Genomic DNA, 25,073 nt, shown 5'->3' with positions numbered 1-25,073 from the left:
AGTGAGGTATGAGTGACGCATAAACCAGTGCATGTCCGCCGCTTCGTGCCGGCGGACATGCACTGCTGCGGCGTGCAACAATGTGTAAGCCACGGCTTACATTTCTAGGCCGCGTAAGATTCACCACTTATACTGCCGCTTGCGGGATTTTCGTTTCGCGGCGGGCTTGCCGCCGCATTACCCAAGACCGAGCATGGCAAGCCTCAATAAAGCATCAATCGCCTCTTCCATGCAGACCGTGCGCGATGTCGCGCAGTCACGCCGCACCCGGCGTGTCATCACGGGTCTGCTGATCTTCCTCGTATTGTTCGGTCTGCTGGGCTTTTTCGCGGCGCCGCCGTTGATTCGCCACATTGCCGAGCAGCAACTCAGCAAGCAACTCGACCGGCCGGCTACGATCAGCCGCATCGCACTCAATCCGTACACGCTCAAGCTCGAAGCCGATAGCGTGCATATCGGCGAGCGCGGCGGCGCGGGCGACTTTGTCGATATTGCGCGGCTCATCGTGAAGCCGTCATGGAGCTCGCTGTTTCGTGGCGCGCCGATCGTCGATGAAGTGCAACTCGATTCACCACGCTTTCATATCGTTCGCTACGACGCGCAGCGCTTCAATTTCACCGACCTGATCGAGAAATTCTCGAAGCAGCCGGCCAAGCCCGATAGCAAGCCAACGCTGTTTTCAGTGTCGAACATTCGCCTCGAAAACGGCCAGATTACGTTCGACGACAAATTGCTCGGCGCAACGCACGTGATCGATCAATGGAAGCTCGGCATTCCTTTCATCGCTACGCTGCCTTCGAAAACCGACATCTTCGTCGAGCCGTTGCTGCGTGCGCGTATTGACGGCAGCCCGCTCGCGATCGACGGCAAGACCAAGCCGTTTGCCGCGTCGCGCGAATCGGAGGTGTCGCTGCGCTTCGACGGGCTCGACGTGCCGCAGCTCATCTCCTACGCGCCGACCAAGCTGCCTGTGGTTGTGCAGAGCGGCAAGCTGTCCACCGATCTCAAGCTCAACTTCGTGGTCTCTAACGACGCTCCCTCGTTACGCGTGGCAGGCACCGTCGACTTGAACGATGTGGACGTGCGCGATCAGAGCAAGGCGCCGTTCTTCGCGGCGCGCGCGTTGCATGTGGCTGCCGGGACACTGGAGCCGTTGAAGAACCTGTATCACATCGACGAGATCCGCATCGACGCGCCAAGCGCCAATCTTGCGCGTGATAAAGACGGCGTGTTGAGTGTCGAGCGGATGTTCGCGCCTGCGCCTGCTACGGGGGCTTCCGCATCCGCGCCGGCGTCTGCGCCCGTTGCGGCATCGGGTACTGGCGCAACGGAAAAGGCCGCACAGCCTCTGGACCTGTCGATCAAGCGTTTCGTGCTCAACGACGGGACCGTGAACGTTCACGATGAAGCTGCCTCGCGTCCGGTTGACGCCGGCCTGCAGAAACTGGCTGTCACGCTGACCGATTTCTCGACGCTCGCTACCGCCCCCGCGCATTACACGCTCAATACCGACTTCAAGGACAGCGGCGGCTCGCTCGGCGTGGCCGGCGCGTTCGGCCTTGTTGCGAAGACCGCCAGCGCAAAGGTCGATTTGAAGTCACTGAAGTTGCCCTTGCTGCAACCGTACCTCGACACCGCGACCGCCGCGCAAGTAGTGGACGGCGCGCTCTCCGCCAACGCGAACGTGGGTGCGAACTGGTCGAAGTCGCCGGTCGCAGTCATGGTCACCGACACACAACTCGATCTGCAATCGCTCAAACTCGCAGCGCGCGGCGGCAAGGAGCCGGTCGTTTCGCTCGCGCAAGGCCAGGTGACGGTCAAACAGGTGGACGTGGCGGGGCGTACTGCCGATATCACCGGCGTCGATACGACCGGCCTGGTGGTCAATGCGCAACGTCTGAAGGACGGCAGCATCGACCTCGCCGCGCTCGCGGGTCCGCATCAGGCCGAGCAACAGCGCACGGCGATCCATGCGGTGAAGAAGGCGGAGGCAGCGGGGCCCGCGTGGCACTACAAGATCGGCGAACTTAACCTGAAAGACGCGACCGCGAATTTTACCGACAACACCACGCCGAATCCGGTGAAGCTGAGCGTCACGCCGCTGCAATTGAAGGTGCAGCAGATCAGCGACGATCTGAGTAAGCCGCTGCCGGTCGATCTGCAAGCCACGCTCAACAAGAAAGGCACGCTCGGCGTAAAGGGCGATGTCACGGCGACGCCGCTCAAGGTGGCCGTCAAGGTGAACGCGAACCGCCTGGATGCGGCGGCCTTCGAACCGTACTTCGGCGGCAAGCTGAATGCGCTTATCGCGAGCGCGTTGCTCAATGCGAATGGCGATCTCGCGCTGAGTCAGGCGAAAGCGCTCAAAGCGACGTATCGCGGAGACGTCGCGCTCGTCGACGTGCGGATGATCGACAAGGCGACTTCGGACCCATTCGCGGGATGGAGTTCGCTCGCGCTGACCAACCTCAAGGCTGACTACGACGAACACGGCACCGTGGTCGATGCGGGCCGCGTTACGTTCACGAAGTTCTATGGGCGTGTGCTGCTCGACGCGCAAGGCAAGCTCAATCTCAAGGACGTGGTCGCGCATGAAAGCGGCGCCGCGCAGTCGCTGACACGCGACAAGAGCGGCGGCCACGAGCCGGTGCCGTTGACGCCGCAGGCTGCATCGGCGCCAGAGCTGGCTTCCGCGCCGGTACCGGCGTCGTCGGCAACCCCGGCCACAGTGACGGCCGCCACGCCGCCGCAAAGCCCCGTCAAACTGCACTTCGGCCAATTGGTGCTGCAACAGGGCCGTGTGACGTACACCGACAACTTCATCAAGCCGAACTTCACCGCGAACCTGGTTGGCATTCAAGGCACGGTCGGCGCGTTCGGCACGCAGTCGACTACGCCTGCGCCCGTGGACATCGCCGCGAAGCTGGCGGCGAATGGTCCGCTATCGATTCGCGGCACCGTCAATCCGCTGATCGCGAAGCCGGCGCTCGACCTGACTGCGAGCGCGCACGATATCGAGCTCACCAATCTCACGCCGTATTCGGCGAAATACGCCGGCTATCCGATCACCAAGGGCAAGCTGAACGTCGATCTGCACTACAAGCTCGATAACGATCAGTTGAATGCCAACAATCATATTTTCATCGATCAGCTTACGTTCGGTGACCACGTCGAGAATGATACGGCGACCAAGCTGCCAGTGCGTCTCGCGATTTCGCTGCTGAAAAACTCACGCGGTGAAATCGATGTGAATCTGCCGGTGTCGGGTTCGTTGTCGAATCCGGAGTTCAGCATCGGCGGCCTCATCTGGCATGCGGTGCTCAATCTGCTGCAGAAGGCGGTAACGGCGCCGTTCTCGCTGATCGCCAACGCCTTCGGTGGCGGTGGCGAGGAGTTGGGCTATGTCGAGTTCGAGCCCGGGTCGGCGCAACTGTCCGACGCTGCGGACAAGAAGCTCGACACTATCGTGAAGGCGCTGGCAGACAAGAGCTCGATTCGTATCGATCTGATTGGCCGCGTCGATCCGGCAGTCGACGGACCGGGGTTGCGTGCTCAATACGTCGATCGCCAGGTCAAGCAACAGAAGATCAAGGACGTGGTGGGCAATGGCGAAAGCGTGGATCTGTCGACCGTTACCGTGGATCCGAAGGAATACGACAAGTACTTGACCAAGGCCTACAAGGCGGCCGACTTCAAGAAGCCGCGCAATTTTGTCGGTTTGACCAAGAGCCTGCCGGACGACGAGATGAAGGCGGCGATGGCCGCTAATGCTCCAATCGACGACGCCAGCTTGCGTCAACTCGCCCAGCAACGGGCGCAAGCCGTGCAGCAGTATTTCGAGGGCAAGATCGACAGCAGCCGCGTGTTTATCGTCGCGCCGAAACTGGACGCCGATGGCATCAAGGACAAGGGCGCCACGACGCGGGTGGACTTTGGGTTGAAGTGATGCATTGTGTTGCGATGCGAGCCGGTTAAGCGGCTCGCGTCGGCACCTTCTTCAACGCCGTCTGCTCGATCACGCGCGCGAGCGTGTCGAATGCCGGACCGATCTTCTCGTTCGGCACGCAGGCGTAGCCCAGCAACAGTCCGCGTCGCGCGGGCGTCTCGCTGCTGTAGTAAGCGGCGAGCGGTCGCACGATCACGCCGGCATCGTAAGCGGCTGCCGTGACGGCGCGATCGTTCGCATGATCGGGCAGCCCAAGCACCAGGTGCAGCCCGGCCTCGTCGCCCATCACCGGCAGTTCGTTGCCGAAACGCGCGGTGATCGCGTCGATCAGAATCTGCCGGCGCTCGCCATAGAGCGCGCGCATACGGCGTACGTGCGATGTGAGATGGCCGTCCATGATGAAGTCAGTCATCACCGCCTGCTGCATCAGTTGCCCCTCGCGATACAGCTCGGCCACGCCCGTGCGGAACGTATCCACCAGATGTTCCGGCGCGATCATGTAGCCGATCCGCAAACCCGGAAACAGCATCTTCCCCAAACTTCCCACGTAGATCACCTGGCCGGCGTCGTCGAGTCCTTGCAACGACGCGAGCGGACGGCTGCCGTAGCGGAATTCGCTGTCGTAGTCGTCCTCGATGATCCAGACGTTGTGTTGGCGTGCGTATTCGAGCAGCGTGCGGCGCCGCGCGAGACTCATCACCATGCCGAGCGGATATTGATGCGACGGCGTGACGAGCGCCAACCGCGGCGGCTGTTGCAGATCCTGCTCGCGCGGATTGAGGCCCTCGTCATCCACTGGCACCGGCACTAGCGTAATCCCCGACGATTGCAGCACGCTGCGCGCGCCCCAATAGCACGGCTCTTCTACCCACGCGCGATCGCCGACGTCGGTCAATAAACGCACGGCCAGATCGATCGACTGATGAATACCCGTCGTGATGATGATCTGATCGGGCGTGCAATTCACCGAGCGCGCGACGCGCAGGTAATCGGACAGCGCCCGCCTTAAAGGCCGATAGCCGCCGCCTGGCGCATAGGTCAGCAGATCGGGATTGGCTTCCTTCCACAACCTTGCTTGTAAGCGGCTCCATGTGCGCGCCGGAAACTCAGCGACGTCGGGCACGCCCGGCATGAACGCGCCCCATTGCTTGGCGGACACGCCTGCCTGATCGATGAGCCTGCGTCCGCGCATGGAGAGGTCGCCTAGATCGCGTTTGGGCGGCTTCAAGGCCTCGGCGGCTTGATCGGCGCTGTCAACATTGACACTCGCCACTGTCGGCTTCTTGCGTGCATTCACTGCTGCCGTGTCCGGCCGCGTGTCGGCGACATAGGTGCCGCTGCCGGTGGTCGAGATCACATAGCCTTCGGCGGTAAGCTGGTCGTAGACGTGCAGCACCGTGTTGCGCGCGATACCGAGGTCCTCGGCGAGCGTGCGCGAACTGGGCAGCTTGGTGCCAGGCGGTAGCTGACCGGTCAGGATGGCCTGCTGCATCAGCCGCAACGTCTGTCTGTAGACCGGTTCGGCGGCGGCGCGGTCGAGTCGCGCGGCAAGCCAATCCGACAAGATCACGGTGTCCAAGTGGTTCTATCCGGAATAATGAAATGGTTCCATATTGTAGAACCGTAAGGGACTATAGTGAGCCACGCAATTAATGCAATCCCGCTGCTTTGCAGGGGGAGCCAGCCGGACCGCAGAGGAGACTAGTGCGATGAAAACCGATGACGTGATCGTCAGCTTTCGGGGTGTGCGCAAGACGTACGACGGCGAAACGCTGGTCGTCAAACAACTCGATCTGGATATCTATCAGGGCGAATTCCTGACGCTGCTCGGGCCGTCCGGATCAGGGAAAACCACATGTCTGATGATGCTGGCGGGCTTCGAATTTCCCACCGGCGGTGAGATTTGGCTCGACGGCACGCTGCTCAATACCGTGCCGCCGCACAAGCGCAACATCGGCATGGTGTTTCAGAACTACGCGCTGTTTCCGCATCTGACGGTCGAGCAGAACGTCGCGTATCCGCTCACGGTGCGCAAACTGTCGGCGGAAGAGCGTGCGCATCGCACGAATAACGCGCTGAAGATGGTGCGCATGGAAAGCTTCGCAAAGCGTTACCCGGCGCAGCTTTCCGGCGGTCAGCAGCAACGTATTGCCTTGGCGCGGGCGCTCGTGTTCGAGCCGAAGCTCGTGCTGATGGACGAGCCGCTCGGCGCACTCGACAAGCAGTTGCGCGAACACATGCAGTACGAACTTAAATCATTGCACGAGAAGCTCGGCGTGACGTTTGTGTATGTCACGCACGATCAGGGCGAAGCGCTGACCATGTCCGACCGTGTTGCTGTGTTCGATAAGGGCATCGTGCAGCAACTCGATACCGTGGATCGTCTCTATGAATCGCCGTGCAACGAGTTCGTTGCGAACTTCATCGGTGACAGCAACAAGCTGCGCGGCACGATCGCGAATGTTGACGGCGAGTACTGCGAGTTTCATCTGATTGACGGCACGCGACTCACGGGACGCAATATTGGCGGTGCGCGGGCGGGCACGCCGGCGGTCGCGTGTATCCGGCCTGAGCGCATGAAACTCGCCAATGGCGTGTCAAGGCCTGGCGCCAATGCACTAAGCGGCGAAGCGCGCGGGCTGATTTATTTCGGCGATCACGTGCGGATGCGCTGTGGTTTGCCGGAGCAGGACGAGTGCTTCGTGAAGGTGCCGCTCGGCACCGATGCACTCGAAACCTTCGCACCTGGCGCGCCCGTCGCGCTCGAGTTTGCGCCCGAGCATCTGCGAGTGTTTGCAGGCGCGTGAGCGCGTGCAATGCACGGGTTGCAGGTCGTCGACGCAGGCAAAAGAAGCAGTTCACCTAAGCAGCACATAACAAGTCGCACTGTACGTAGCTTGAAGCACACCACCAAAGGAGAGCAACACACCATGAGCAAGATCGGGAAATCGCGCTGCGCCATCGCTGTCGGTGCTGTGGCGCTCGCGCTGGGCGCCGCGCAAGTCAATGCAGCTGAACTGACGGTCGTCAATTTCGGCGGCGCGAATGGCGACGCGCAAAAGGTCGCATTCAACCAGCCGTTCGAAACGCAAACCAGCAATAAAGTGACCGCCGTTGAATACAACGGTGAGCAGGCCAAAGTGAAGGCGATGGTCGAAGCCAAACACGTGAATTGGGACGTGGTGGAAGTTGAATCGGGCGACATCGGCCGTGGTTGCGACGAGGGCCTGTACGAGAAGCTCGACTGGTCGAAGATCGGCAAGAAGTCGGACCTGATTCCGGAAGCACCGCAAACCTGCGGCGTGGGCTTCTTCGTGTGGTCGACGGCGCTCGCGTACAACGCCGACAAGCTGAAAACTGCGCCGGCAGGCTGGGCCGACTTCTGGGACGTGAAGAAATTCCCGGGCAAGCGCGCGATGCGCAAGGGCGCGCGTTACAACCTCGAATTCGCGCTGATGGCCGACGGCGTGCCGCCGAAGGACGTCTACAAGGTGCTTGCCACCAAGGAAGGCCAGGACCGCGCGTTCAAGAAGCTCGACGAACTGAAGCCGAACATCCAGTGGTGGGAAGCGGGCGCACAGCCGCCGCAATTCCTGGTCGCGGGTGATGTGGTGATGTCGACCGCGTACAACGGCCGTATCGATGCCGCGCAGAAGGAAGGCAAGAACCTCAAGGTGGTGTGGAACGGCAGCATTTACGACCTCGACTACTGGGCGATTCCGAAGGGCACGCCGAACAAGGCGCTGGCTGAGAAGTACATCGCGTATTCGATCTCGTCGAAGCCGCAGCAGGACTACGCGCACAACATTGCGTATGGTCCGGTGAACGTGGCGGCCATCAAGGCGCTCGATCCGAAGACGCTGTCCAATCTGCCGAACTCGCCGGCTAACGGCAAGAACGCCGTGCTGCAGAACCTCTCGTTCTGGACCGACCATGGCGATGAGCTGGAGCAACGTTTTTCGTCTTGGGCTTCGAAGTAATTAGCCAGGTGTGAGAAGGCGCGGCTTTTATGGTGAAGCCGCGCCGCGTCAATGCAATGAAACAAACGCAAACGCATGTCTTCGCGATGTGCGCGAGCGGCCGGATGCATGGGATCGGAGTAAGGGCTAGCGCGCTAACTCCGGATCGAGGAGACGAGGTGTGACTACGATGACGATCGCCGCCGATTCGACGCCTGAGTCGAATGTTCGACTTAAGCGAGAACTGAAGGCCGCAGAAGCAAAGAAGCGCGCGATGGCGCTGTTGCTGATTGCACCGCTCGCCATTTTTCTGCTGCTGATTTTTGTCGTGCCGATCGGTGCGCTATTGACGCGGGCCGCGCAGAATCCGGAAGTGATGAACGCCCTGCCGCATACGCTGAATGCGTTGAGCGGTTGGGATCGCAAGGCGCTGCCGCCTGACGCCGCATACTCCGCGCTAGCTGTGGACCTGACTGCGATTGCCGATAGCGATGGCATGGGCGCGCTGGCGCGGCGGCTGAACGTGGAAATTCCAGGCTATCGCTCGCTGGTCGCAAAATCGGCTCACGCCATGCCGTTCGTCGACGACAACAACAAGCCGTTGACGCTCACGCCGGCCCAGATGCACGCGAAGTTCGCCGAACTCGACGAACGCTGGAACAACGTCGCGTACTGGCAGGCGATCGCGAAGAATTCCGGTGCCTACTCGCCGTTTTATCTGCTGGCCTCTTTGGACCACAAGCAGGACGGATTCGGTCACATCATCGAGACGGATCCGGAGCAACAGATTTATCTCCACGTATTCAGCCGCACCTTCGTGATCGGCGCAGTCGTGACATTCTTTGCGCTGCTGCTCGGTTATCCGCTCGCTTACTGGATTTCGACGCTCTCCGACCGCCGCGCGAATCTTGTGATGATCCTCGTGCTGATTCCGTTCTGGACTTCGATCCTCGTACGCGTTGCTGCATGGATCGTGATTCTGCAAAGCGAAGGGCTGGTGAACAAGGCGCTGATTGCGAGTGGCATTTTGCACGATCCGTTGTCGTTGCTGTTCAACCGCACCGGCGTGTACATCTCGATGACGCACATTCTGTTGCCGTTCATGATTCTGCCGCTGTATAGCGTGATGAAGTCGATCCCGCCGACTTATCAGCGTGCCGCGATCTCGCTTGGCAGTCATCCGTTCGCCGCGTTCTGGCGTGTTTATGTGCCGCAAACTTATCCGGGTATTGGCGCGGGTGCGTTGCTTGTGTTCATTCTGGCGATCGGCTACTACATCACGCCGGCATTGCTCGGCGGACCGAATGATCAGATGGTCAGCTACTACGTCGCGTACTTCACCAACGTGACGATCAACTGGGGTATGGCGTGCGCACTCGGCGGTTTGCTGCTTGCCGCGACGCTCGTGCTGTATGTCATCTATGGACGCTTCACGCGTTCGTCCCTGAGCCTCGGCTGATTGGCTGAACGGAGCTTACTCGCGATGAAACTTGCCAAGCCCTTGTTTGCGCCGCATACGTCCTTGATCGAGCGCGTGTGGTATTTCGCGTTGCGCGCGCTTGCCGTGCTGACGCTGCTGTATCTGATCCTGCCGGTGCTGGCGATTGTGCCGTTATCGTTTTCGTCCAGCACATTCCTGGTGTATCCGATCCCGGGCTGGTCGATGCGCTGGTATGCGAACCTGATCGGGTCCGATGAATGGCGCATGGCGGCGAAGAATAGCTTTATCGTCGCGCCTTCGGCCACTGTCGTGGCGACCGTGCTCGGCACGTTGGCTGCGATCGGCCTGACCAAAGCGAATTTCCGCGGCAAGGCATTGCTGATGGCGGTTCTGATTTCGCCGATGATCGTGCCGGTGGTGGTGGTCGGCGTCGGCATGTATCTGTTTTTTGCGCCGCTTGGTTTGGCGAATACGTATATCGGGCTGATTCTCGCGCACGCGTCGCTCGGTGTGCCGTTTGTGGTGACGACGGTCGCGGCGACGTTGCAAGGCTTTAACTACAACCTGGTGCGCGCGAGTTTGTCGCTAGGAGCGAATCCGGTGAAGACGTTCTTCCGTATCACGCTGCCGGTGATTGCGCCGGGGGTGATTTCGGGTGCGCTGTTTGCGTTTGCTACTTCGTTTGATGAAGTGGTCGTGACGCTGTTCCTGGCTGGGGCGGATCAGACTACCTTGCCGCGTCAGATGTTCACTGGTATTCGCGAGAACATCAGCCCGACTATCGCGGCGCTGGCGACGATTTTGATTGTGTTCTCGACTTGTCTGTTGCTTGCGTTGGAATGGCTGCGGGGGAGGAATGCGGCGCGGGCGGTGGCGGCGTAAGCGTCGCGCCCGATGACAGCTGTTATGCCACACGAATGCAAAAGCGTGGATTTTCCGACATGATTCTAAGAATGTTCCCATTCCGTCTCGTGCTGCGTCTCTTCATACTCGGAGCCTTCTTAAAGAAGATGCGCTCGACGCAGAAGAGCAATGAAATTTCAGCTAACGCTGCTAGCTTTTGCACTGGCCTTGTCAGGCTGCGCGGATCACGCCGCGCGTGAACGTCTCGGGATTGAAGATGCCACGGTGCTGAAAGCGGGAATCGGCACATCGCAGGACGAGGCAGCAGGCGCGGCAAACGCGCAATGGGTTGGCGCCTATGCGTCAATCGTCAGCAGTCGCACCGCGCTGGCATCGTTGCAACAGCGGATCGATCAATTGCCCGGCGACAAGAGCGGCTACTTCCACGCGAAGGCCCAGTGCTGGATCGATGCCGGTCAGCAGACGCAGCAGGCTAACGATCACTGGGGCTTCGTTGAGGAAGCGATCGGCCAGGCTGCGGTCATCACAATGAGCCTCGAAAACGGCACGCCGTTGTCCGCTGCTAACCCGGTCTTACGCACGGTGTCCACGGTGCGTCCTGATCTGTGGAAAATCGTCAATACCATCAAAGGCGATCCTGCCTTCGCCCAGTGTCCCCAGGCACAACAACCTCTTGCATGTGCTGAAGTCGAACTGCTGCAAGCAGGCCATGACGCTTGGGCGCGTAGGTTCTCCGCTGCTGAACAGCGCTTACCCGAGGTTCAGGATAATTTGCGGAAGTCGGCGGAAACGGCGTTGCAATGCTCGCAGGCGAAAGCGACGCCTGCATCGGCACCCGCAGTACAGGTGCCTCAAAAGATTACGCTGCGGGCCGACTCCCTGTTCCGTTTCGACGGCAGCAGCGAGGCTGCGATCCTGCCGGCTGGCAAGCGACAACTCGACGGGGTGGTCACGGGCTTGAAGCGGGCCCCAACGGTACGCGAGCTAAAGATCACCGGGTTTGCCGACCGACTCGGAAGCGATACCCACAACCAGAGTCTATCGTTGCAGCGTGCGCAGACAGTCAGGCAGTATCTGCGCAACCACGGCGTGACGTTGCCTATGACCGCGCAAGGCCAAGGCAGTGCGAATCAGTTAGTCACCTGCCAGCAAACAAAGCGCGATGAACTGGTGCGGTGTCTTGAGCCAAACCGGCGCGTCGAAATCGAATTTGTGCTGGCCGAGTCGTAGCGTGCACATGCATCAAGAATCACCGTCGGTATCTATGGACGCCAACGTCGCGCAGCAGCTGGTCGATATTTCGACTCGCACATGTTGTGTCCCGGCTCCGTTGTGAGCCTCCTGTAATCTCAATTCTCCATAGTCTCTCACCGCAAAGCAGAAGTGCATTTGTGTGCACATCTGGCAAGAATACTTACCGGCGGCCTGCCTTCTCATTTTTAGGGCGCATGGGGTTTCTTCTCGATCGATTCAGATTTTCGAGCTCGCGCATGGTGACAATTGACGTGATAAGGGGATTTTTAATGAGGAATACCATATATGTCTAAGATCCTGGTTATCGATGATCACCCGGCATTTCGACTGGTCATCAAGATGCAGCTTATGCAACTGCTTGGCATCGAAGATGTGATCGAAGCCGACAACGGGCAAACGGCCGTTGAACTGGCCCGTCAGCACACACCGGTACTTGCGATACTTGATCTCGATATTCCGCGTATTAGCGGACTTGACGTAATCCCTAGGCTCAAGCTTGCACATCCGTCGATGCGCATGCTCGTGTTGTCAGGTCAGGATCCTGTTATATTTGCACCGCGGGCGATGCGCTCCGGCGTGCAAGGTTTCGTTGCCAAGTCGCAGGAAATGAAGGAGATCATGCGCGGCGTAGAGGCGGTGTTGGCCGGGTATACCGTGTTCCCTGTAGTCTCCGGAGGCCGCGGGTTTTCGTCCAATAGCGGTGACGCGAAAGAAGAAGACAGGCTCACCCTGCTATCAGATAAGGAACTCGTGATTCTACAGATGCTTTCGAAGGGCATGTCGAACAAGACGATTGGAGACACGCTGTTTATCAGTAACAAGACCGTGAGCAGTCACAAGACCCGTATCATGCAAAAGCTAGGGGTAAAGTCGCTCGTTGAACTGATCGATCTGGCACGCCGCTGCCGGATTGCGTCGCCGCAGTGAGTGAGTTCGTCATGCCTAACACAATGCAATACGCCATTCTTGTGAGCGCTGATTCTGCATGGGGACAGGCAAGCGGTCTAAGCACAATGCTGGCGAGTCTCGGTTTTAGACAGTGTGCAGATGCAGTTGAAGTACCGGGTCGTGCCGCGTTGGCGCTAGTTCATTGTGCTGCGGAGGATCGAGGCGCGACCCCGACTTTCGCCCATCCCGTAACGAGTGCACATAGCCTGCGATTTGCAGTAGTTCCGGCTGACATCACCGCGTCGTCACGCGCTGCGCTAGCTGAAAGCTTCGACAGCATCCTGACGGAACCAGTCGATGAACTTGCTCTGTGTGAGGCGTTGTCTTCACGGCGCTACATCGCACTGGCACCGGGCGAACGTGTATCGCTACGCGCAAAAGTTCTTGAACTCGCCTGTGGCGACGAAGGCACCGCAGTACGCCTGCTTCGTATGATTATCGACACCAACCGAACTACGCTCGTGCTGTTGCGTGACAAACTCAAAGCGAGTTCATGGGGCGAGGTGAGTAGCGCGGCACATCGCATCGCGGGATCTGCGCGGATGCTCGACTGTTTCGGGCTGATCGCGTTGTTGACACGCCTGGAAGCTGCGGCGCGGGAGCGTGAAGCTGCCTTGGCCACCGCGCTTCTACCGCTCGTAGTCGATGCACTCGAAAGTCTCGACGTGTCAATGCATGAAGCACTCGAGTCTGCGGCACAGCATTGATCTGCAATCACCTTGCCTTTGGCAACACCGTTGCCTATATCGCCGGCGGCCCTATCGCACCAGCAACACGCGTCCGCGTGAACTGTCAGCTATCGCTCGATTGCTCACAGTGCCGGTGGAAGATATGGCATCGCGATACCCCATATATCGCGCGATGACTTTGGGCACGTAGTTCATTGTTTCCGCGTAGGGCGGGATCTGTCCGCCGTACTTCTGCACCGCGCCTTCGCCTGCATTGTAAGCAGCGAGCACCAACTGCAGGTCTCCGAACTGACGCATCAACTGCTTCAGATAGCGCGCTCCGGCGGCTATGTTCTGGCGAGGATCGAACAGATCCGACGCGCCGTGTCGCGCACCGGTGTTCGGCATCAATTGCATGAGCCCTGTGGCGCCTTTGGGCGAGACCGCCTGCGGATTGCCTCCAGACTCGACGTCAATCACCGCCATCAGTAGTGCGCTGTCCAGATCGGTGGCGCGTGCGGCTTCGTCGATCACGGGCGAGAGCGCCATGACGCGGGAGGCGACCGAAGCGGAAGAGCGGAGCACTGGGTCGGTTGACTGGGAGAGGTCTGGCTGGATGACAACGGATTGTGGTTTCGAGTTGTCGTCAGCGGCATCCGGCTGTGCTGAGTCGGCGGGCGTGCTTGGCGCGACGACATCGTCCGTGGCCGTCAGTCCGCCAACCATCATGATCACGTTGGATGTATTGCGGACGCGCGTGGTCGCGGTTTCGACCGCCCCTGCGCTGAGTGGCAGGGAAATCGTCCCAGCTATCAGATAGGCAAGCAGCGACCTATGCAACCATGCGGCCGGCAATGTCTTCTTCGAGAATAGGCGAGCCCGCTTCCCCCCGGTACACAGAAATGCCGGCAGCCACGTTTTCATACAATGTGCCATCAATTTCCCGTGGGATTGGGAGAGTCATTCGCCGACGCCATCCGGAACGGCGACTGCATGCGCACCATCGCTTCTGAATCCAGCGATAGCGGCCAGCGACCAGTTGCGATACCGTCCGCAAGTTTGACTTTGCAAAGCGAGTCGCCGTTTTGGGGAAAGCCGTAAGGATCCTTGTTCAGGTTAGCCGGCTCAGTCGTCAGAATGCCCATCCTGCCGATACTGCCGATCACGTTCGCCGCGTAGTAGATCACCTTGTTCGCCAGCGGCACGTACATGTTGTAGCAATAGTGCACATGAATTTTCAGTATGTTCGCGTCCTGAATGCTCATTTTGGCTGGATTCTGCATGCTGGAATCGCGATACATCAACGTGTCGTTCGGGATCTCCATGACGGGATTGGATGGATCCAGATAGACGCGTGGCTGCGAAAAAACGTGCACGGCCTGTTGAGTGGGATTCAGCACGGTAATGATGCTGAAGTTGGCTGCGTCTGCCTGTGCTTTGGCCTGGGCCGCCGCGACACCGTCGGCGTCTGCATGGCGCGCGTAGATCGGCGCAAGACCGCGTGCCAAACCTGCTCGCATCGCCTTCATCGAACCGTTGTTGACGGCACCTTCGCGAGCAGCCTCAAGCACGGCGACATCCAGCGTCGATTTCGCCTGATAGAGCAATACGAACTGCACGGTCGCAAAACCCACGAATAACAACGCCGGCGCGATGATGATGAACTCCGCCATTGATTGACCCGACTGCCTAAGCCTGCGGGCGCTTCGGTTCAGTACTGGGCGAAACGAGGTGAGATTCTTTAACATGGATCGGGAGGGATTCACCGGATTGCCTCAAAATCAAGGATGTCGCCAAGTTCAAGACCGTGCAGCCGGGCGATACCCGCGGGCATTTCCAGGGTTTGGGTCGCGCGGAGGCTAAACAACATGCGCCGCTTCGGCACGTTATGGCGGATCGCAACGATACGCCGCTGCCGATCAAGAAACAGCACGTCGATGGCGAAGCGCATGCCGAACGTGTGCACCGATCCGCACCGCTTCAGAAGTAAAGCTTCGTCGTGCGGGAGACGGTCGTGGTCGAGCAGACCGCGCATGCGCTCACGGGCGGTTTCGGTGATCGACACGCGCACGCCAATGTCGCGTCCGCGAACGTGAAGGCGGGTCAAAATCACAGCAGACCTTCCTGCACGAATTTCATCGCGATCGGGAAACCCAGCACGATGAAGGTGATCGGGAAGATGAACATCAACAGTGGGAAGACGAGCTTTACGGGAGCTTCCATCGCCTGCTTCTCCGCACGCTGGAAGCGTTCGGAGCGGCGTTGTTCGGATTGGAAGCGTAGCGATTTCGCTAGCCCGGAACCCATCCGTTCTGCCTGGACGACCGCGCCGACGAGATTCGTTACTTCCTTGATGCGTAGCCGGTCGTCCAGTCGACGCAGTGATTCCGTGCGGTTCAGGCCGGATTTCAAATCGCGCAGCACGTGTTCGAACTCCCAGCGCAACGGGCCGTCTGGGCCTTTCTCGACTGCCTTCTGCAGGGCGCCATTGATATTCAGCCCTGCTTCGACGGCAAGCGTCAGAAAGTCGAGATAGATCGGCAAATGCTTCTGAATTCGCGTGACGCGCTTGCGCCGGACATCGCGCGTCCAGATGCGCGGGTAGAAGTAGCCGAGCGTGGCCGCGCCGATTAGCGCCCAAAGCGAAAACCAACCGACCGCGAGCATCAGCAGAAGCACGATGAGCGAGGCCAATAGTGAGGCGATGACCGACAAGGATAGGAATTGCCGCGCGTTCATCAGGAACACGAGCGAAGTCAGACGCAGTTGCAAATCAGTCTTCGCGATAAGCTTTGCGCTGAATTTATCGCCGAAATGGAAGTCGACGAAATTGACGAGCGGCCAGAGTATCCGCAGCGATTTGGGTAACGGGTCAAGGAAAGCACGATCCTCGTCTGGTACAACGCCCGTCAATCCGCTAACGGACTTAAAAAAGATGACGCCGACGACAATCACGCCGAGACTGACGGCGAAAGCAATAAATAGCAGCATAGGTTACACGTCGATATTGGTGATCTTGGAAATGGACAGGTAGCCGAGGGTTTCCATCACACCGATCACTGCGAGGGTGGCCCAACCGACGGGCTCGCTAAAGAGTGGGGCCATCGCCTTGGGTTCCATGAAGCGCAGAACCAGCATCAGGAACAACGGCAGGCACGTCATCACAATGCCTTGCATACGGCCCTGTGACGTCAGTGCCTTGATCTTGCCTTCCATCTGCAGCTTTTCCCGCAACGTACGCGCGACGGACTCCAGCGCCTCGGCAAGATTTCCGCCTACCTCACGCGCGATGGTGACGGCGGCCGTCACCATCAAGAAGTCAGGAATCGGAATACGTTTCTCGACATTGCGCATGGCGATGTCGAGGTCGATACCCAAGCGGATTTCTCGCATCAACAGGTCGAATTCCTGCGAGATAGGTGGAGCGCTTTCGTGTACGACGGCCTCCAATGCGGCAGGAAAGCTGGCGCCGGCCCGCAGCGCACCGGACATCATCAGCAAGGCATCGGGCAATTGCTTCTCGACCGCTTCGATACGCTTCTTGCGCATCCGCGCCAGGTATTTCTTGGGCAACATCATTGCGAGGGGCACGGATGCCAGCGCGATCAGAATGCTGTGGCTCAACAAGAAAACAATGACTGGCAGTCCGATGATGGCGAGCATGCTCCACGCAGCCATCTTTTGCTGGTTCACGAACACGAACGCGTCGGCAAGTGACGATTCGATTTCACCCGCCATTTGCCGCGAACCGGCCTTGATCGTGGAGGTACCCATTCGGATAGCCATCCAGATCAGGAAAATGCTGCCGAAGAATGCCAGCGCGAGAATGATGGGAAGACTCATGACCGCTCTCTCATTCCATTCGTGTGAAAATTTCTGTATTCACAGGGATGTGCCTGCGAATCAGCTCCTGGTAGAAGTCAGGGATGTAGGCTGTTGGCACAAACTTGCCCTGGATCTTGCCCTGTTCGCTGAACCCTTCCTCCTTGAAGACGAAAACGTCCTGCAGCGTGATGACGCCCGACTCCATGCCACTGACTTCCGTCACGTGCGTGACGCGGCGCGAGCCGCAGGAGAAGCGGGACTGCTGCACGATAATGTCGACCGCCGAGCAGATCTGTTCGCGAATTGCCTGCACGGGAAGGTCGAGACCCGCCATCAGCGTCATCACTTCGAGACGCGCGATACAGTCGCGCGGAGTGTTCGCGTGCGCGGTGGTGAGCGAACCGTCGTGACCGGTGTTCATTGCTTGCAGCATGTCCAATGCCTCACCGCCCCGGCATTCGCCAATGACGATCCGGTCAGGACGCATCCGCAGGCAATTCTTCACGAGATCGCGAATGTGTACTGCACCTTTCCCTTCCATATTGGCGGGGCGAGCTTCGAGCGAAACGAGATTAGGCTGCGACAGTTGCAGTTCGGCCGCATCTTCCACTGTGACGATCCGCTCGTTGTCAGGGATGTAGCTCGACAGCACGTTCAGCAAAGTCGTTTTGCCCGAGCCGGTGCCACCTGAAATGATAATGTTCGCACCCTGTTGAACGGCGGTGTGCAGGAATTCGAGCATTTCCGGCGACAACGTGCCGAAATTGATCAGGTCTTCGCCTTGCAGCTTGCGCTTGGAGAACTTCCGAATAGTGATGCTTGGGCCTTTCAGCGCCAGAGGTGGAATCACGGCGTTTACACGTGAACCATCCGCAAGACGTGCGTCGACCATCGGCGAGCTTTCGTCGATCCGGCGACCGATCGGAGCGACGATCCGCTCAATCGCACCGAGCACTGCGCGGTCGTCAGTGAAGATCACCGGCGAGCGGGTCAACTTTCCCGATTGCTCAATGAAAATCTCGTTATGACAGTTGACCATGATTTCTGACACGGTCGGGTCCGCGATCAATTCTTCAAGCGGTCCGAGGCCGATGATTTCATCAAAGACGCTTTTTTTCAGCGTCTCAATTGGGATGTCGGGGGTCCGGAAAGCACTGTCTTGGTTGAAAATTTCGTCGAGCGCGGTGCTGACGGTTTTGCGTAGTTCGTCATCTTCCATACGCGCGACGTTCAGACGACGCAGGTCAAGCGCAGCAATGACCTTCATATGTGCCCGTTTACGCAATTCGATGCCGTGGGGGCTGTTGATTGGTGCCACAGGCAATTCTTCCGCTGCCGTTTTTTTTGCGTGGGCGGGTTGCATGCGTAGCGGTGCCTCGATGGGCGCCGCTCTTGGGGCCGGGGTAATCTCGCGTGACGCCGCCAGTTGAGCGTTGAATTGCGGCGCTGCGACCTGCGCGACTGGCGCAGCCGATTCGGCCGCGCGGGACGGCGAGACGGCGGATGATTGCGATACAGTACTTGTTCCGTTGGACGACCAGGCACCGGCGTTCGTCTCACCAGGTGCGGCTGACGATTGCGCGTACGCTGGTGCCGCAGTCGTCGTCTGCAAACCGTGTGATGCCGAATGGTTGTCTGGTTGAGGCACGGATGCTGGCTGAGCCTGCAGCTGTTCCTGCGCCGCTCGCGCGGCGCTCACCGGACGCATGATCTTGAAGGTCGTCGTGCCGATTTCGATCTGGTCCGCTTCCGTCAGCGGGCCATAGCGAGTGATTGGCGAACCGTTGACGAGCGTTGCCGCGATACCGCCTTGATCTTCGATGTAATACGCGTTGTTTTCCTTCACGATGCGAGCTTGCAGCTTGCCGACCAGCATGCCTTTAACCAGGATGTCGCAGCTGGCGTCCTTGCCGATGGTGCAACCCTGATCGATCGCGAAAGCGCGCACGGGCGCGTTACGGGTGTGTACTTGCAAATTGAGCATCTAACTTCTCCACAAGGTCCGGTCAGTTGCCTGAGTTGCCAAGAACGCCGACTTGCGGCGGCAGCTTGCCGTTGCCGGCAGGTTGCGCTGCGTTGGACGAAGCGGGTTGCACAAGCGGCGGGTGCTGTGCAGCGTTCAACATAAGCAGCGCGTCAGCGACGCCGGGAGGCGGCGTACTGACTGACGGCCGCGCGGGCAGGGGTTGTGCCGGTGCGTCGTTGGCGGGTTGGAGCGCGGCCTGAGCCGGAACCGGCGTGTACGACAATTCCTCTTCGGCCGGCGCTTGCATGGGTCTACTGCGCAGGGGCGCGGGAGGCAGCGCAGGGGTTGGACCGATCGCTTGACGTGGTGCCGGCGAAAGCGATGCCTTCTCCTCATCGTCGAGGAGCGGATTGGGATTGCCATGTTCCTTGCGATATCGCTGATCCAGTCTGTCGGCGCGCGCCAGCAGATCCGTGTTAGGTGCCAGGTCCGGATCGGAGATGACCGGCGTCACAAAAATGACGAGATCGCTTTTCTTCGCGCGGAAGCTGTCCGAGCGAAACAGTTGACCGATGATGGGCAATTTGCCGAGGAACGGCATGCCGTTACTGTCGCTGAGGGCGTCCGCGCTGACCAGACCAGAAATGGCCAGCGTTTCGCCGGAGCGCATCGAGATATCCGAACTTGTGTTGCGGGTCAGGAAGCCTGGCATGCCACCGTAGGTGACGCTGGGATCGATCTGGCTGACCTCGGTCGTCAAATGGGCGGAGATAACGTTGTTCGCATCCACAACGGGAATGATGTTCAGCTTGATGCCGTACGGCTTGTACTCGACGTTGGTGGTGCCGAGCGCGCCGGACTGGGGAATCGGCACTTCGCCGCCCGCGAGGAAGCTCGCGGTGCCGCCGCTCTTCGTATTCAGCTCAGGCGCCGCGAGAATATACGCATCGCCGTTTTCAATGGCAAAGTTGATCTGCGAGGTGATGTTAGTGGCGAGGCCCGCAAGGAAATAACTTGTGCCCGCGGTAACCGCTTTCGCGGCGCCCGTCGAGACGCTCGTGGCGCCGCCGACCTGCGGTCCTTTGAAGCTGCTGTCCCACGAAATGCCGAGGTTCTTCTGTGCGGTGCGCGTGACTTCCATGATCTGCACCTTGAAATGGACGGTCTTTTTAAGCGCGTCGCCTTCATCGATGGTGGTGGTGTCGACCACGTTCTTCATGTCCTGGGTGGCGGACTTGACGATCCCTACCATGTCGCGATGCACTGTGCCCGATAAGACGATACTCGAACCAATGGCATCGATACGCAGACCTGGTACCGACTTCAGCACGGCACGCAACTGTTCCAGCGAAGCATTGACTTCGGCCTTCGCGATGCGCACGGTGGTTTGCAGTGCAATGCCTTTTTCATTCCACACCACGAGGGACGTCATACCGTCCTGCTCGCCGAGCAGCATGAGGCTACCGTCGACCACATTCGCGGTAATCAACTTGCCGTTGCCGATCGCGATCCGTTTGATGGTGCCAGGCAAATGCATGATGCGCACTTCGCCACGGAACATTTCGAGCACGCGGGTGCTAGCTGGCGCCTCGTCGTTGGAGGACGGGTACGCGATTTGAGCGAGGGCAGCCGGAGCCGCATCGCATAGCAGGATGCCGATAAGAACGGACGGCAGGACCCGCCGACGCAGATGCGTCGCATTGTGTTTGACTTTCATGGTGTGAAACCTGTGCTCTGTACTTTAGTTCTGCTTTGACGTGCTGGGCGCGACGGCCTTCTGCAATTGCTTGGCAATCGCGTTGGCCTGCTCGTAGAAACTCTGCCGGCTTGGCGGCAAAGTGCCAGTTGGCTGTGCCGCATTGACGGGGGCGGGTGCAGCAGCTGGCGTGTCTTGTGCCGCAGCGGACGGGACGCCCTGTGGAATGATCGCGCCGCTAGTTGCGCCACCGCCAGAAATGACTTCTACAACCGGTCCTGTGGAATCTGCCCTTTTCTTGCCGACTTCCAGGAACACGTCGCTCTCCTTTACGAGTAAGGGAACATCCGTGCCCTTGTCGTCAGAATTGCGCAGAATGAGCCGTAGACCGCCAACCTTTTGTGCAAGGGCGATTCGAGGTGCCTCGTCCACCGGAACTTGCAGCGTGACGGTGGTGTAGCCCATGCCTTCCTGCCTGCTCATCGCGCTGCTGTTCGCGTTTGCCTGGTCCTGTTCCTGTGCCTCGCCAGCGTCACGCGGACGCATGTCCTGACCGGTGGCAAGAACCAGAACGTTCGGCATGATGAGTTGCGCCATCTTCCCGTCGTCGGAGGACTGGCCCGGGTGGTAGACCTTGCCGACCCAATACACATCGACGCGGTTACCAGGGCGGAGCATCAAGGCGGTTGAGTTGACGGTATCGATTTCGACCGTGACCGCGCGTTGCCCTTCAGCCAGGAGGTCCGAGAAATCACGGCCTTTTAGCGCATCGATGTCACCGGCACGCAAAGGCAGGCCACGACGTACCGCCTTGACCAGATGCGAGCTGCGGTATTGCTGAAATCCATCGGCACGAATCATGTCGTCGTAAACCAGGTCGGGGGGAATCTCGCGCGCGACAAAGTCGCCGCTCGACAGTGGTGTGCCGATCGGCGAATCCTTTGCAGGGACGACGACCTCGATGCCGGCGCGCACGCGGCGCGCTGCCATGTCGGCCTTGAGCTTGTTCTCGCGGTCAGTGAGGTATTTGTACAGAAGGAAAGTCAGGCCACCTGCGACCAATACAGCCAGAATCAGCAGTACCCAGGAATTTCCAAGAAGCGAGCGAAGATTAATTTTTTTAAGCATAACTATTTGACCTTGCGAGGTCAGGGAAGCGAAAGAGTGAAGCTATAGGCGCCGAACATCGATTTGAATAAGGCAACAATAGAGACGGACGGCACCAGAGTCCCGTCGTTCCAAAAAAATGCTACGGCGGAGACGAACACGACAGCCGTGATCATGATGTATTCCACGTAGGCTTGACCGCATTGCCGCCCACGCCGCAATACAGGTGTTTTTAAATGTCCTGGTCGTTTCATCTCAACGGCTCCTGATTGCATTAATCACCGCCACGGTCTTTCCATCACGATCTGAGAAACTCGCATCGACGCTATCCGCCTCGCGCTGCATGACGAACGCGGTGCCAAGAATGGATTGCGCACGGCCGGACTGATAGTCGGGCTGCCGCCCAACACTCGCCCATTTTTGCGCTGTGAGCCGGTTGCGATATTGCTGCGCGTTCCAACGTGCACTGCCTGGAAGATTGATCAACCACGTACGCCCGGTTTGACCCGGATCGCGGCTTTCAATGTCTGAGACGACCTTGCCGCTTTCCGGCAGCGGAATGGCATCGTCGGGAATGCGATGGCTTGCCCGATCGTTGCCGATTCTGATTACGCTCATGAGGCCGCGCGTGTTGGATGAGTCCGATTGCGGCCCGATAGAGAGTGTGTAAAGGCACTGACCATCGAGGGCGCTAAGCAGCAGCCCTGAGGGGCCACTCTGGCCTTTAGCGGGCACATCTTCGGTGGTCCAGAACTCACGGAACGCCTTTGACACATCGTCTGGCGTTCCAGCGTACTGCGCGCCGACGATGGACGTAGGTACCCCATTCACGATCATGTCCCGACCGATGGCCTGAATGCTTTGCGGCTGCACTGGCTGCTTGTTGCACGCAGTACCGGCCACTGCCGCACCGGCGATCAGCGCACTGGTGAGGCAGCCGGCGCGCGCGAGGTAATAGACTAGTTTCATTGACTCAAACGATTTGGAGGTACAACGTCTTGCCGAATACGGCCGAACTCGACCGTCGAGATCTCGGGCGCATATTTCTCGAGACCCAGATATCCGTAAGGTTGGACCAGCACGACGTTCGCCGCTGGCACCGCCTGACTGAAGACAGCCTTGTTGCTGTTGGTGCCGTCGGGCACCCATGTATTTGTCATCAGGACGTTCGTATCGGAAAAGGTCAGGCCACTGAAGGCGGGCAATAAGCCATCCTTAGGCCAAAGTCGCCTCAATACATCGCTGTCCCGGGCGATGGAGATGCTGAGCGTGCCGGATTGGAGCGTGCGCGTTGGCAGATTTAGCTTCGACTGATAGGTGCCGCCAGTGCCGGTGTGTACCGTCGCAAATGGGGCGACGGCAGCACTTGTATTACTGAGTGCCGGGTCGTTGCTCACACGTGTAGTGGCAACGACATCGCCCGCAGAGGCGAGTAACGGTTTGCCCCCGTAGTCGTTCCACATGGCAGGTCGGGAACCTGGCAACTGGCCTTGTGTTCGGTCGGTACCGGAAATCGCAGAACGGTCGCCTGCCATGACGCGCTGCATCACTTCGAGCTTGAGCTCGGCATCTGTCTTGTGTGCGGCCAACGCTGGGCGACCGTAGCTGTTGGACCAACCGTCGGTGGTAGACGGATCGCCGACGAGTTGCTTCGCGGGATCATTGTCTGTCCATACGGTACGCTCCCACGCCATGTAACGTGACCCCATCAGCGTCCGGTTGCGCACATCATTGAATTTGCCGAGCATTGCGATGCCGAGCAACAGCACACTCATCACCATGATCATTGCAATCAGGAATTCCGCCATGGCCTGACCAGATTGTGCGGATGTTCTTGCTTTAATTCGTTTCATTGCTTTTTGGCCTGGGTTGCTGTCGCCATCTGGCTTGCCTGAGCTGCCGCGCGCTCGCTATCACTGACCGGCGCAAGCGTGGCTTGCCAATACGGGCTGAACAGGCTCGGGTATTCGGTTTTGTGATCGGCACGCGCCCACTGGTCGGCGTTCACGAGGCCGCCAATGATCGAACGTCCAAAGGACGTTTCGTCAGGGCGCACAAAATAGGCGTTAGCGCTCGACAGTGCCCGCATCGCACCGCTGGCAGCGTTGTCCTTAACTTCCATCCGTCCGCCACCGATCAGACCCATGGTCTTCACCAGGGTATTGCTGTTGCGCGTCACTTCGATGGTGATGCGCGGCGCCTGACTGACGCGTTGTATCCCGCTCACTTCCTGGTAGGGCAGCAGGCCGCCATTAGCCGCGTCGAGCGACGGGCCAGGGCCAATCCTGAACTGCTCCGCCATGGCGTCCGGCACCTGCCATCCTGGCCTATCGCTCCCTTGATAGCCGAAATTGAAATAGCCACCGTATCCCTGCCAGTCCTGCCACGCAGCGAAGGGAGGATTTGTCATGTAAGTGACGACGTTGCCATTGGCACTGCCACCGAAGCCTGCTTCGGCCTCAAGGGGACCGATACAGGAGATCTTGATGTGCGCAGTACTTGCGTCAATGGATTCCCAGCCGGTTTTGTCGTTACGCAGCTGGGTGCCGCCGTCGTGCGTGACATTGATCGTGAACGTGCTGTTCGCACCGCATATCTTGTTGGCCGAGTCATTCAATTGTTGGAAAGTCGGTGCGACGCTCCGGACGGAATCGCGATTCTTGATGAAGCTGTCAAGCGTGCTCTGGTCCGTCACCACGTCGGCAAAATCGTCCTGCCCGAGCGTTCCGGCGGGTTTGACGGTAGCCGTATAGGAGGACCAGGCCGCGAGTTGTGCAGCGTTGCGTTCACCAACGAAGTATCCGGCCGTGACCTGCGTATCCGGTTGGTTTTGCTGTGCGATTGCGTTAGCCGTGTTCGGTACGGCGCTAAAGACTGCTGCGTGATAGTTGGCCTGCGCAACGCTCAGTGCCCGGTTAAGAGAACCAATGTCTGCGGCGACGCCAGGCAGTAACGCATCCAACGCTTCGCGTACGGGCGCTATGTCATTTTTGCCGATGCGTTTCGGCGTGTTCCATCTGTCCGGATGATCCGCGATGTTATTGACGATGTCGTCGAGTTGCGACGTGCTGTAGGTTGCATCGAGTTCGTCAATCCAGGATTTCAGCGCAACTACCTGCGCTGCAGTGACCTGATTGGCGACCATCGCCCGGTTCGTATAGGCGGAGAAATTGTAGTCGCGGGCCTGCAGCACGGCTGCGCTATACGCCGCTGCGTCTGCGGTGTTCTGGAGTTTGATTTTGGCGCTCGTCATCTGGAACGAGTTGAACGCCACATAGAGGCCGATACTGCCGACCAGAAGAAAAAACAGTGCAGGGACCAGCGCCTGCCCGCTAGCGCCGGCGACCCTGGCCCTGCCCTTACGGGCAGAGCGTTTCATGATGAATATCGTTAATCTAG

Annotated in this window: 21 protein-coding genes; 8 read left to right on the top strand and 13 right to left on the bottom strand. The window is 59.2% G+C overall.

What is annotated here, in order from left to right; genetic code table 11:
* Positions 1-193: 193 nt before the first annotated feature.
* Positions 194-3,946, top strand: coding sequence for a DUF748 domain-containing protein (locus tag KHO30_RS01375; RefSeq protein ID WP_211699819.1), 3,753 nt, complete (start codon positions 194-196; stop codon positions 3,944-3,946).
* 25 nt (positions 3,947-3,971) lie between these two features.
* On the opposite strand, the gene pdxR is transcribed toward KHO30_RS01375, so the two are convergent.
* A complete protein-coding gene (gene pdxR, locus KHO30_RS01370; RefSeq protein ID WP_093634413.1) occupies positions 3,972-5,525 on the bottom strand; it encodes a MocR-like pyridoxine biosynthesis transcription factor PdxR in 1,554 nt (517 codons plus the stop codon).
* 130 nt (positions 5,526-5,655) lie between these two features.
* Here pdxR and KHO30_RS01365 point away from each other — a divergent pair, with 130 nt between their 5' ends.
* From KHO30_RS01365 to KHO30_RS39115, 7 genes are all read left to right on the top strand, one after another.
* Positions 5,656-6,753, top strand: a complete 1,098-nt coding sequence (locus tag KHO30_RS01365) for an ABC transporter ATP-binding protein (protein ID WP_175049712.1) — start codon at positions 5,656-5,658, stop codon at positions 6,751-6,753.
* A 123-nt stretch (positions 6,754-6,876) separates the two neighbouring features.
* Positions 6,877-7,926, top strand: a complete 1,050-nt coding sequence (locus KHO30_RS01360; RefSeq protein WP_054034777.1) for an ABC transporter substrate-binding protein — start codon at positions 6,877-6,879, stop codon at positions 7,924-7,926.
* Between the two features lie 169 nt (positions 7,927-8,095).
* The gene (locus tag KHO30_RS01355) at positions 8,096-9,364 is read left to right on the top strand and encodes an ABC transporter permease (RefSeq protein ID WP_200655289.1); all 1,269 of its coding nucleotides are present in this window, start codon (positions 8,096-8,098) and stop codon (positions 9,362-9,364) included.
* A 24-nt stretch (positions 9,365-9,388) separates the two neighbouring features.
* Positions 9,389-10,228, top strand: coding sequence for an ABC transporter permease (locus KHO30_RS01350; RefSeq protein WP_093634416.1), 840 nt, complete (start codon positions 9,389-9,391; stop codon positions 10,226-10,228).
* Between the two features lie 150 nt (positions 10,229-10,378).
* Positions 10,379-11,440 carry an OmpA family protein gene (locus KHO30_RS01345; protein ID WP_093634417.1) on the top strand — a complete coding sequence of 354 codons (1,062 nt, stop codon included), beginning with the start codon at positions 10,379-10,381 and terminating at the stop codon, positions 11,438-11,440.
* A 309-nt stretch (positions 11,441-11,749) separates the two neighbouring features.
* Complete coding sequence (locus KHO30_RS01340; protein WP_211699818.1) at positions 11,750-12,391, top strand: response regulator transcription factor; 642 nt, start codon at positions 11,750-11,752, stop codon at positions 12,389-12,391.
* 23 nt (positions 12,392-12,414) lie between these two features.
* On the top strand, positions 12,415-13,119 hold the full coding sequence (locus tag KHO30_RS39115) for an Hpt domain-containing protein (RefSeq protein ID WP_244863910.1): 705 nt from the start codon (positions 12,415-12,417) through the stop codon (positions 13,117-13,119).
* A 51-nt stretch (positions 13,120-13,170) separates the two neighbouring features.
* Here the strand turns inward: KHO30_RS39115 and KHO30_RS01330 are convergent, their stop codons facing one another.
* From KHO30_RS01330 to KHO30_RS01275, 12 genes are all read right to left on the bottom strand, one after another.
* Entirely contained in the window at positions 13,171-14,004 is an 834-nt protein-coding gene (locus KHO30_RS01330; protein ID WP_244863909.1) for a lytic transglycosylase domain-containing protein, read from the bottom strand.
* 11 nt (positions 14,005-14,015) lie between these two features.
* Positions 14,016-14,753 (bottom strand): TadE family protein, encoded by a 738-nt coding sequence (locus KHO30_RS01325; RefSeq protein ID WP_211699817.1) that lies wholly within the window; start codon positions 14,751-14,753, stop codon positions 14,016-14,018.
* An 89-nt stretch (positions 14,754-14,842) separates the two neighbouring features.
* Entirely contained in the window at positions 14,843-15,193 is a 351-nt protein-coding gene (locus KHO30_RS01320) for a DUF192 domain-containing protein (RefSeq protein ID WP_211699816.1), read from the bottom strand.
* Positions 15,190-16,071, bottom strand: a complete 882-nt coding sequence (locus KHO30_RS01315; protein ID WP_211699815.1) for a type II secretion system F family protein — start codon at positions 16,069-16,071, stop codon at positions 15,190-15,192. The genes KHO30_RS01320 and KHO30_RS01315 overlap by 4 nt, the downstream gene beginning before the upstream one ends.
* Positions 16,072-16,074: 3 nt before the next feature.
* Entirely contained in the window at positions 16,075-16,923 is an 849-nt protein-coding gene (locus KHO30_RS01310; RefSeq protein WP_211699814.1) for a type II secretion system F family protein, read from the bottom strand.
* 10 nt (positions 16,924-16,933) lie between these two features.
* Positions 16,934-18,889, bottom strand: a complete 1,956-nt coding sequence (locus tag KHO30_RS01305; RefSeq protein WP_211699813.1) for a TadA family conjugal transfer-associated ATPase — start codon at positions 18,887-18,889, stop codon at positions 16,934-16,936.
* Positions 18,890-18,911: 22 nt separating this feature from the next.
* The gene (locus KHO30_RS01300; RefSeq protein ID WP_211699812.1) at positions 18,912-20,588 is read right to left on the bottom strand and encodes a pilus assembly protein N-terminal domain-containing protein; all 1,677 of its coding nucleotides are present in this window, start codon (positions 20,586-20,588) and stop codon (positions 18,912-18,914) included.
* A gap of 24 nt (positions 20,589-20,612) precedes the next feature.
* On the bottom strand, positions 20,613-21,695 hold the full coding sequence (cpaB, locus tag KHO30_RS01295; RefSeq protein WP_211699811.1) for a Flp pilus assembly protein CpaB: 1,083 nt from the start codon (positions 21,693-21,695) through the stop codon (positions 20,613-20,615).
* Between the two features lie 20 nt (positions 21,696-21,715).
* Positions 21,716-21,928, bottom strand: coding sequence for a hypothetical protein (locus KHO30_RS01290; RefSeq protein WP_211699810.1), 213 nt, complete (start codon positions 21,926-21,928; stop codon positions 21,716-21,718).
* A gap of 1 nt (position 21,929) precedes the next feature.
* On the bottom strand, positions 21,930-22,577 hold the full coding sequence (locus tag KHO30_RS01285; protein ID WP_244863908.1) for a hypothetical protein: 648 nt from the start codon (positions 22,575-22,577) through the stop codon (positions 21,930-21,932).
* A gap of 62 nt (positions 22,578-22,639) precedes the next feature.
* Complete coding sequence (locus KHO30_RS01280; RefSeq protein ID WP_211699808.1) at positions 22,640-23,527, bottom strand: hypothetical protein; 888 nt, start codon at positions 23,525-23,527, stop codon at positions 22,640-22,642.
* A complete protein-coding gene (locus tag KHO30_RS01275) occupies positions 23,524-25,053 on the bottom strand; it encodes a pilus assembly protein TadG-related protein (RefSeq protein WP_211699807.1) in 1,530 nt (509 codons plus the stop codon). Before KHO30_RS01275 ends, KHO30_RS01280 begins: the two co-directional genes overlap by 4 nt.
* Between the last annotated feature and the right edge of the window lie 20 nt (positions 25,054-25,073).

The sequence above is a fragment of the Paraburkholderia aspalathi genome (genome assembly GCF_905220735.1).
In the GTDB taxonomy this organism is placed as follows: domain Bacteria; phylum Pseudomonadota; class Gammaproteobacteria; order Burkholderiales; family Burkholderiaceae; genus Paraburkholderia; species Paraburkholderia aspalathi.
The sequence above is the reverse complement of the archived record's forward strand: the minus strand, read 5'-3'. Positions and strand labels throughout refer to the sequence as shown.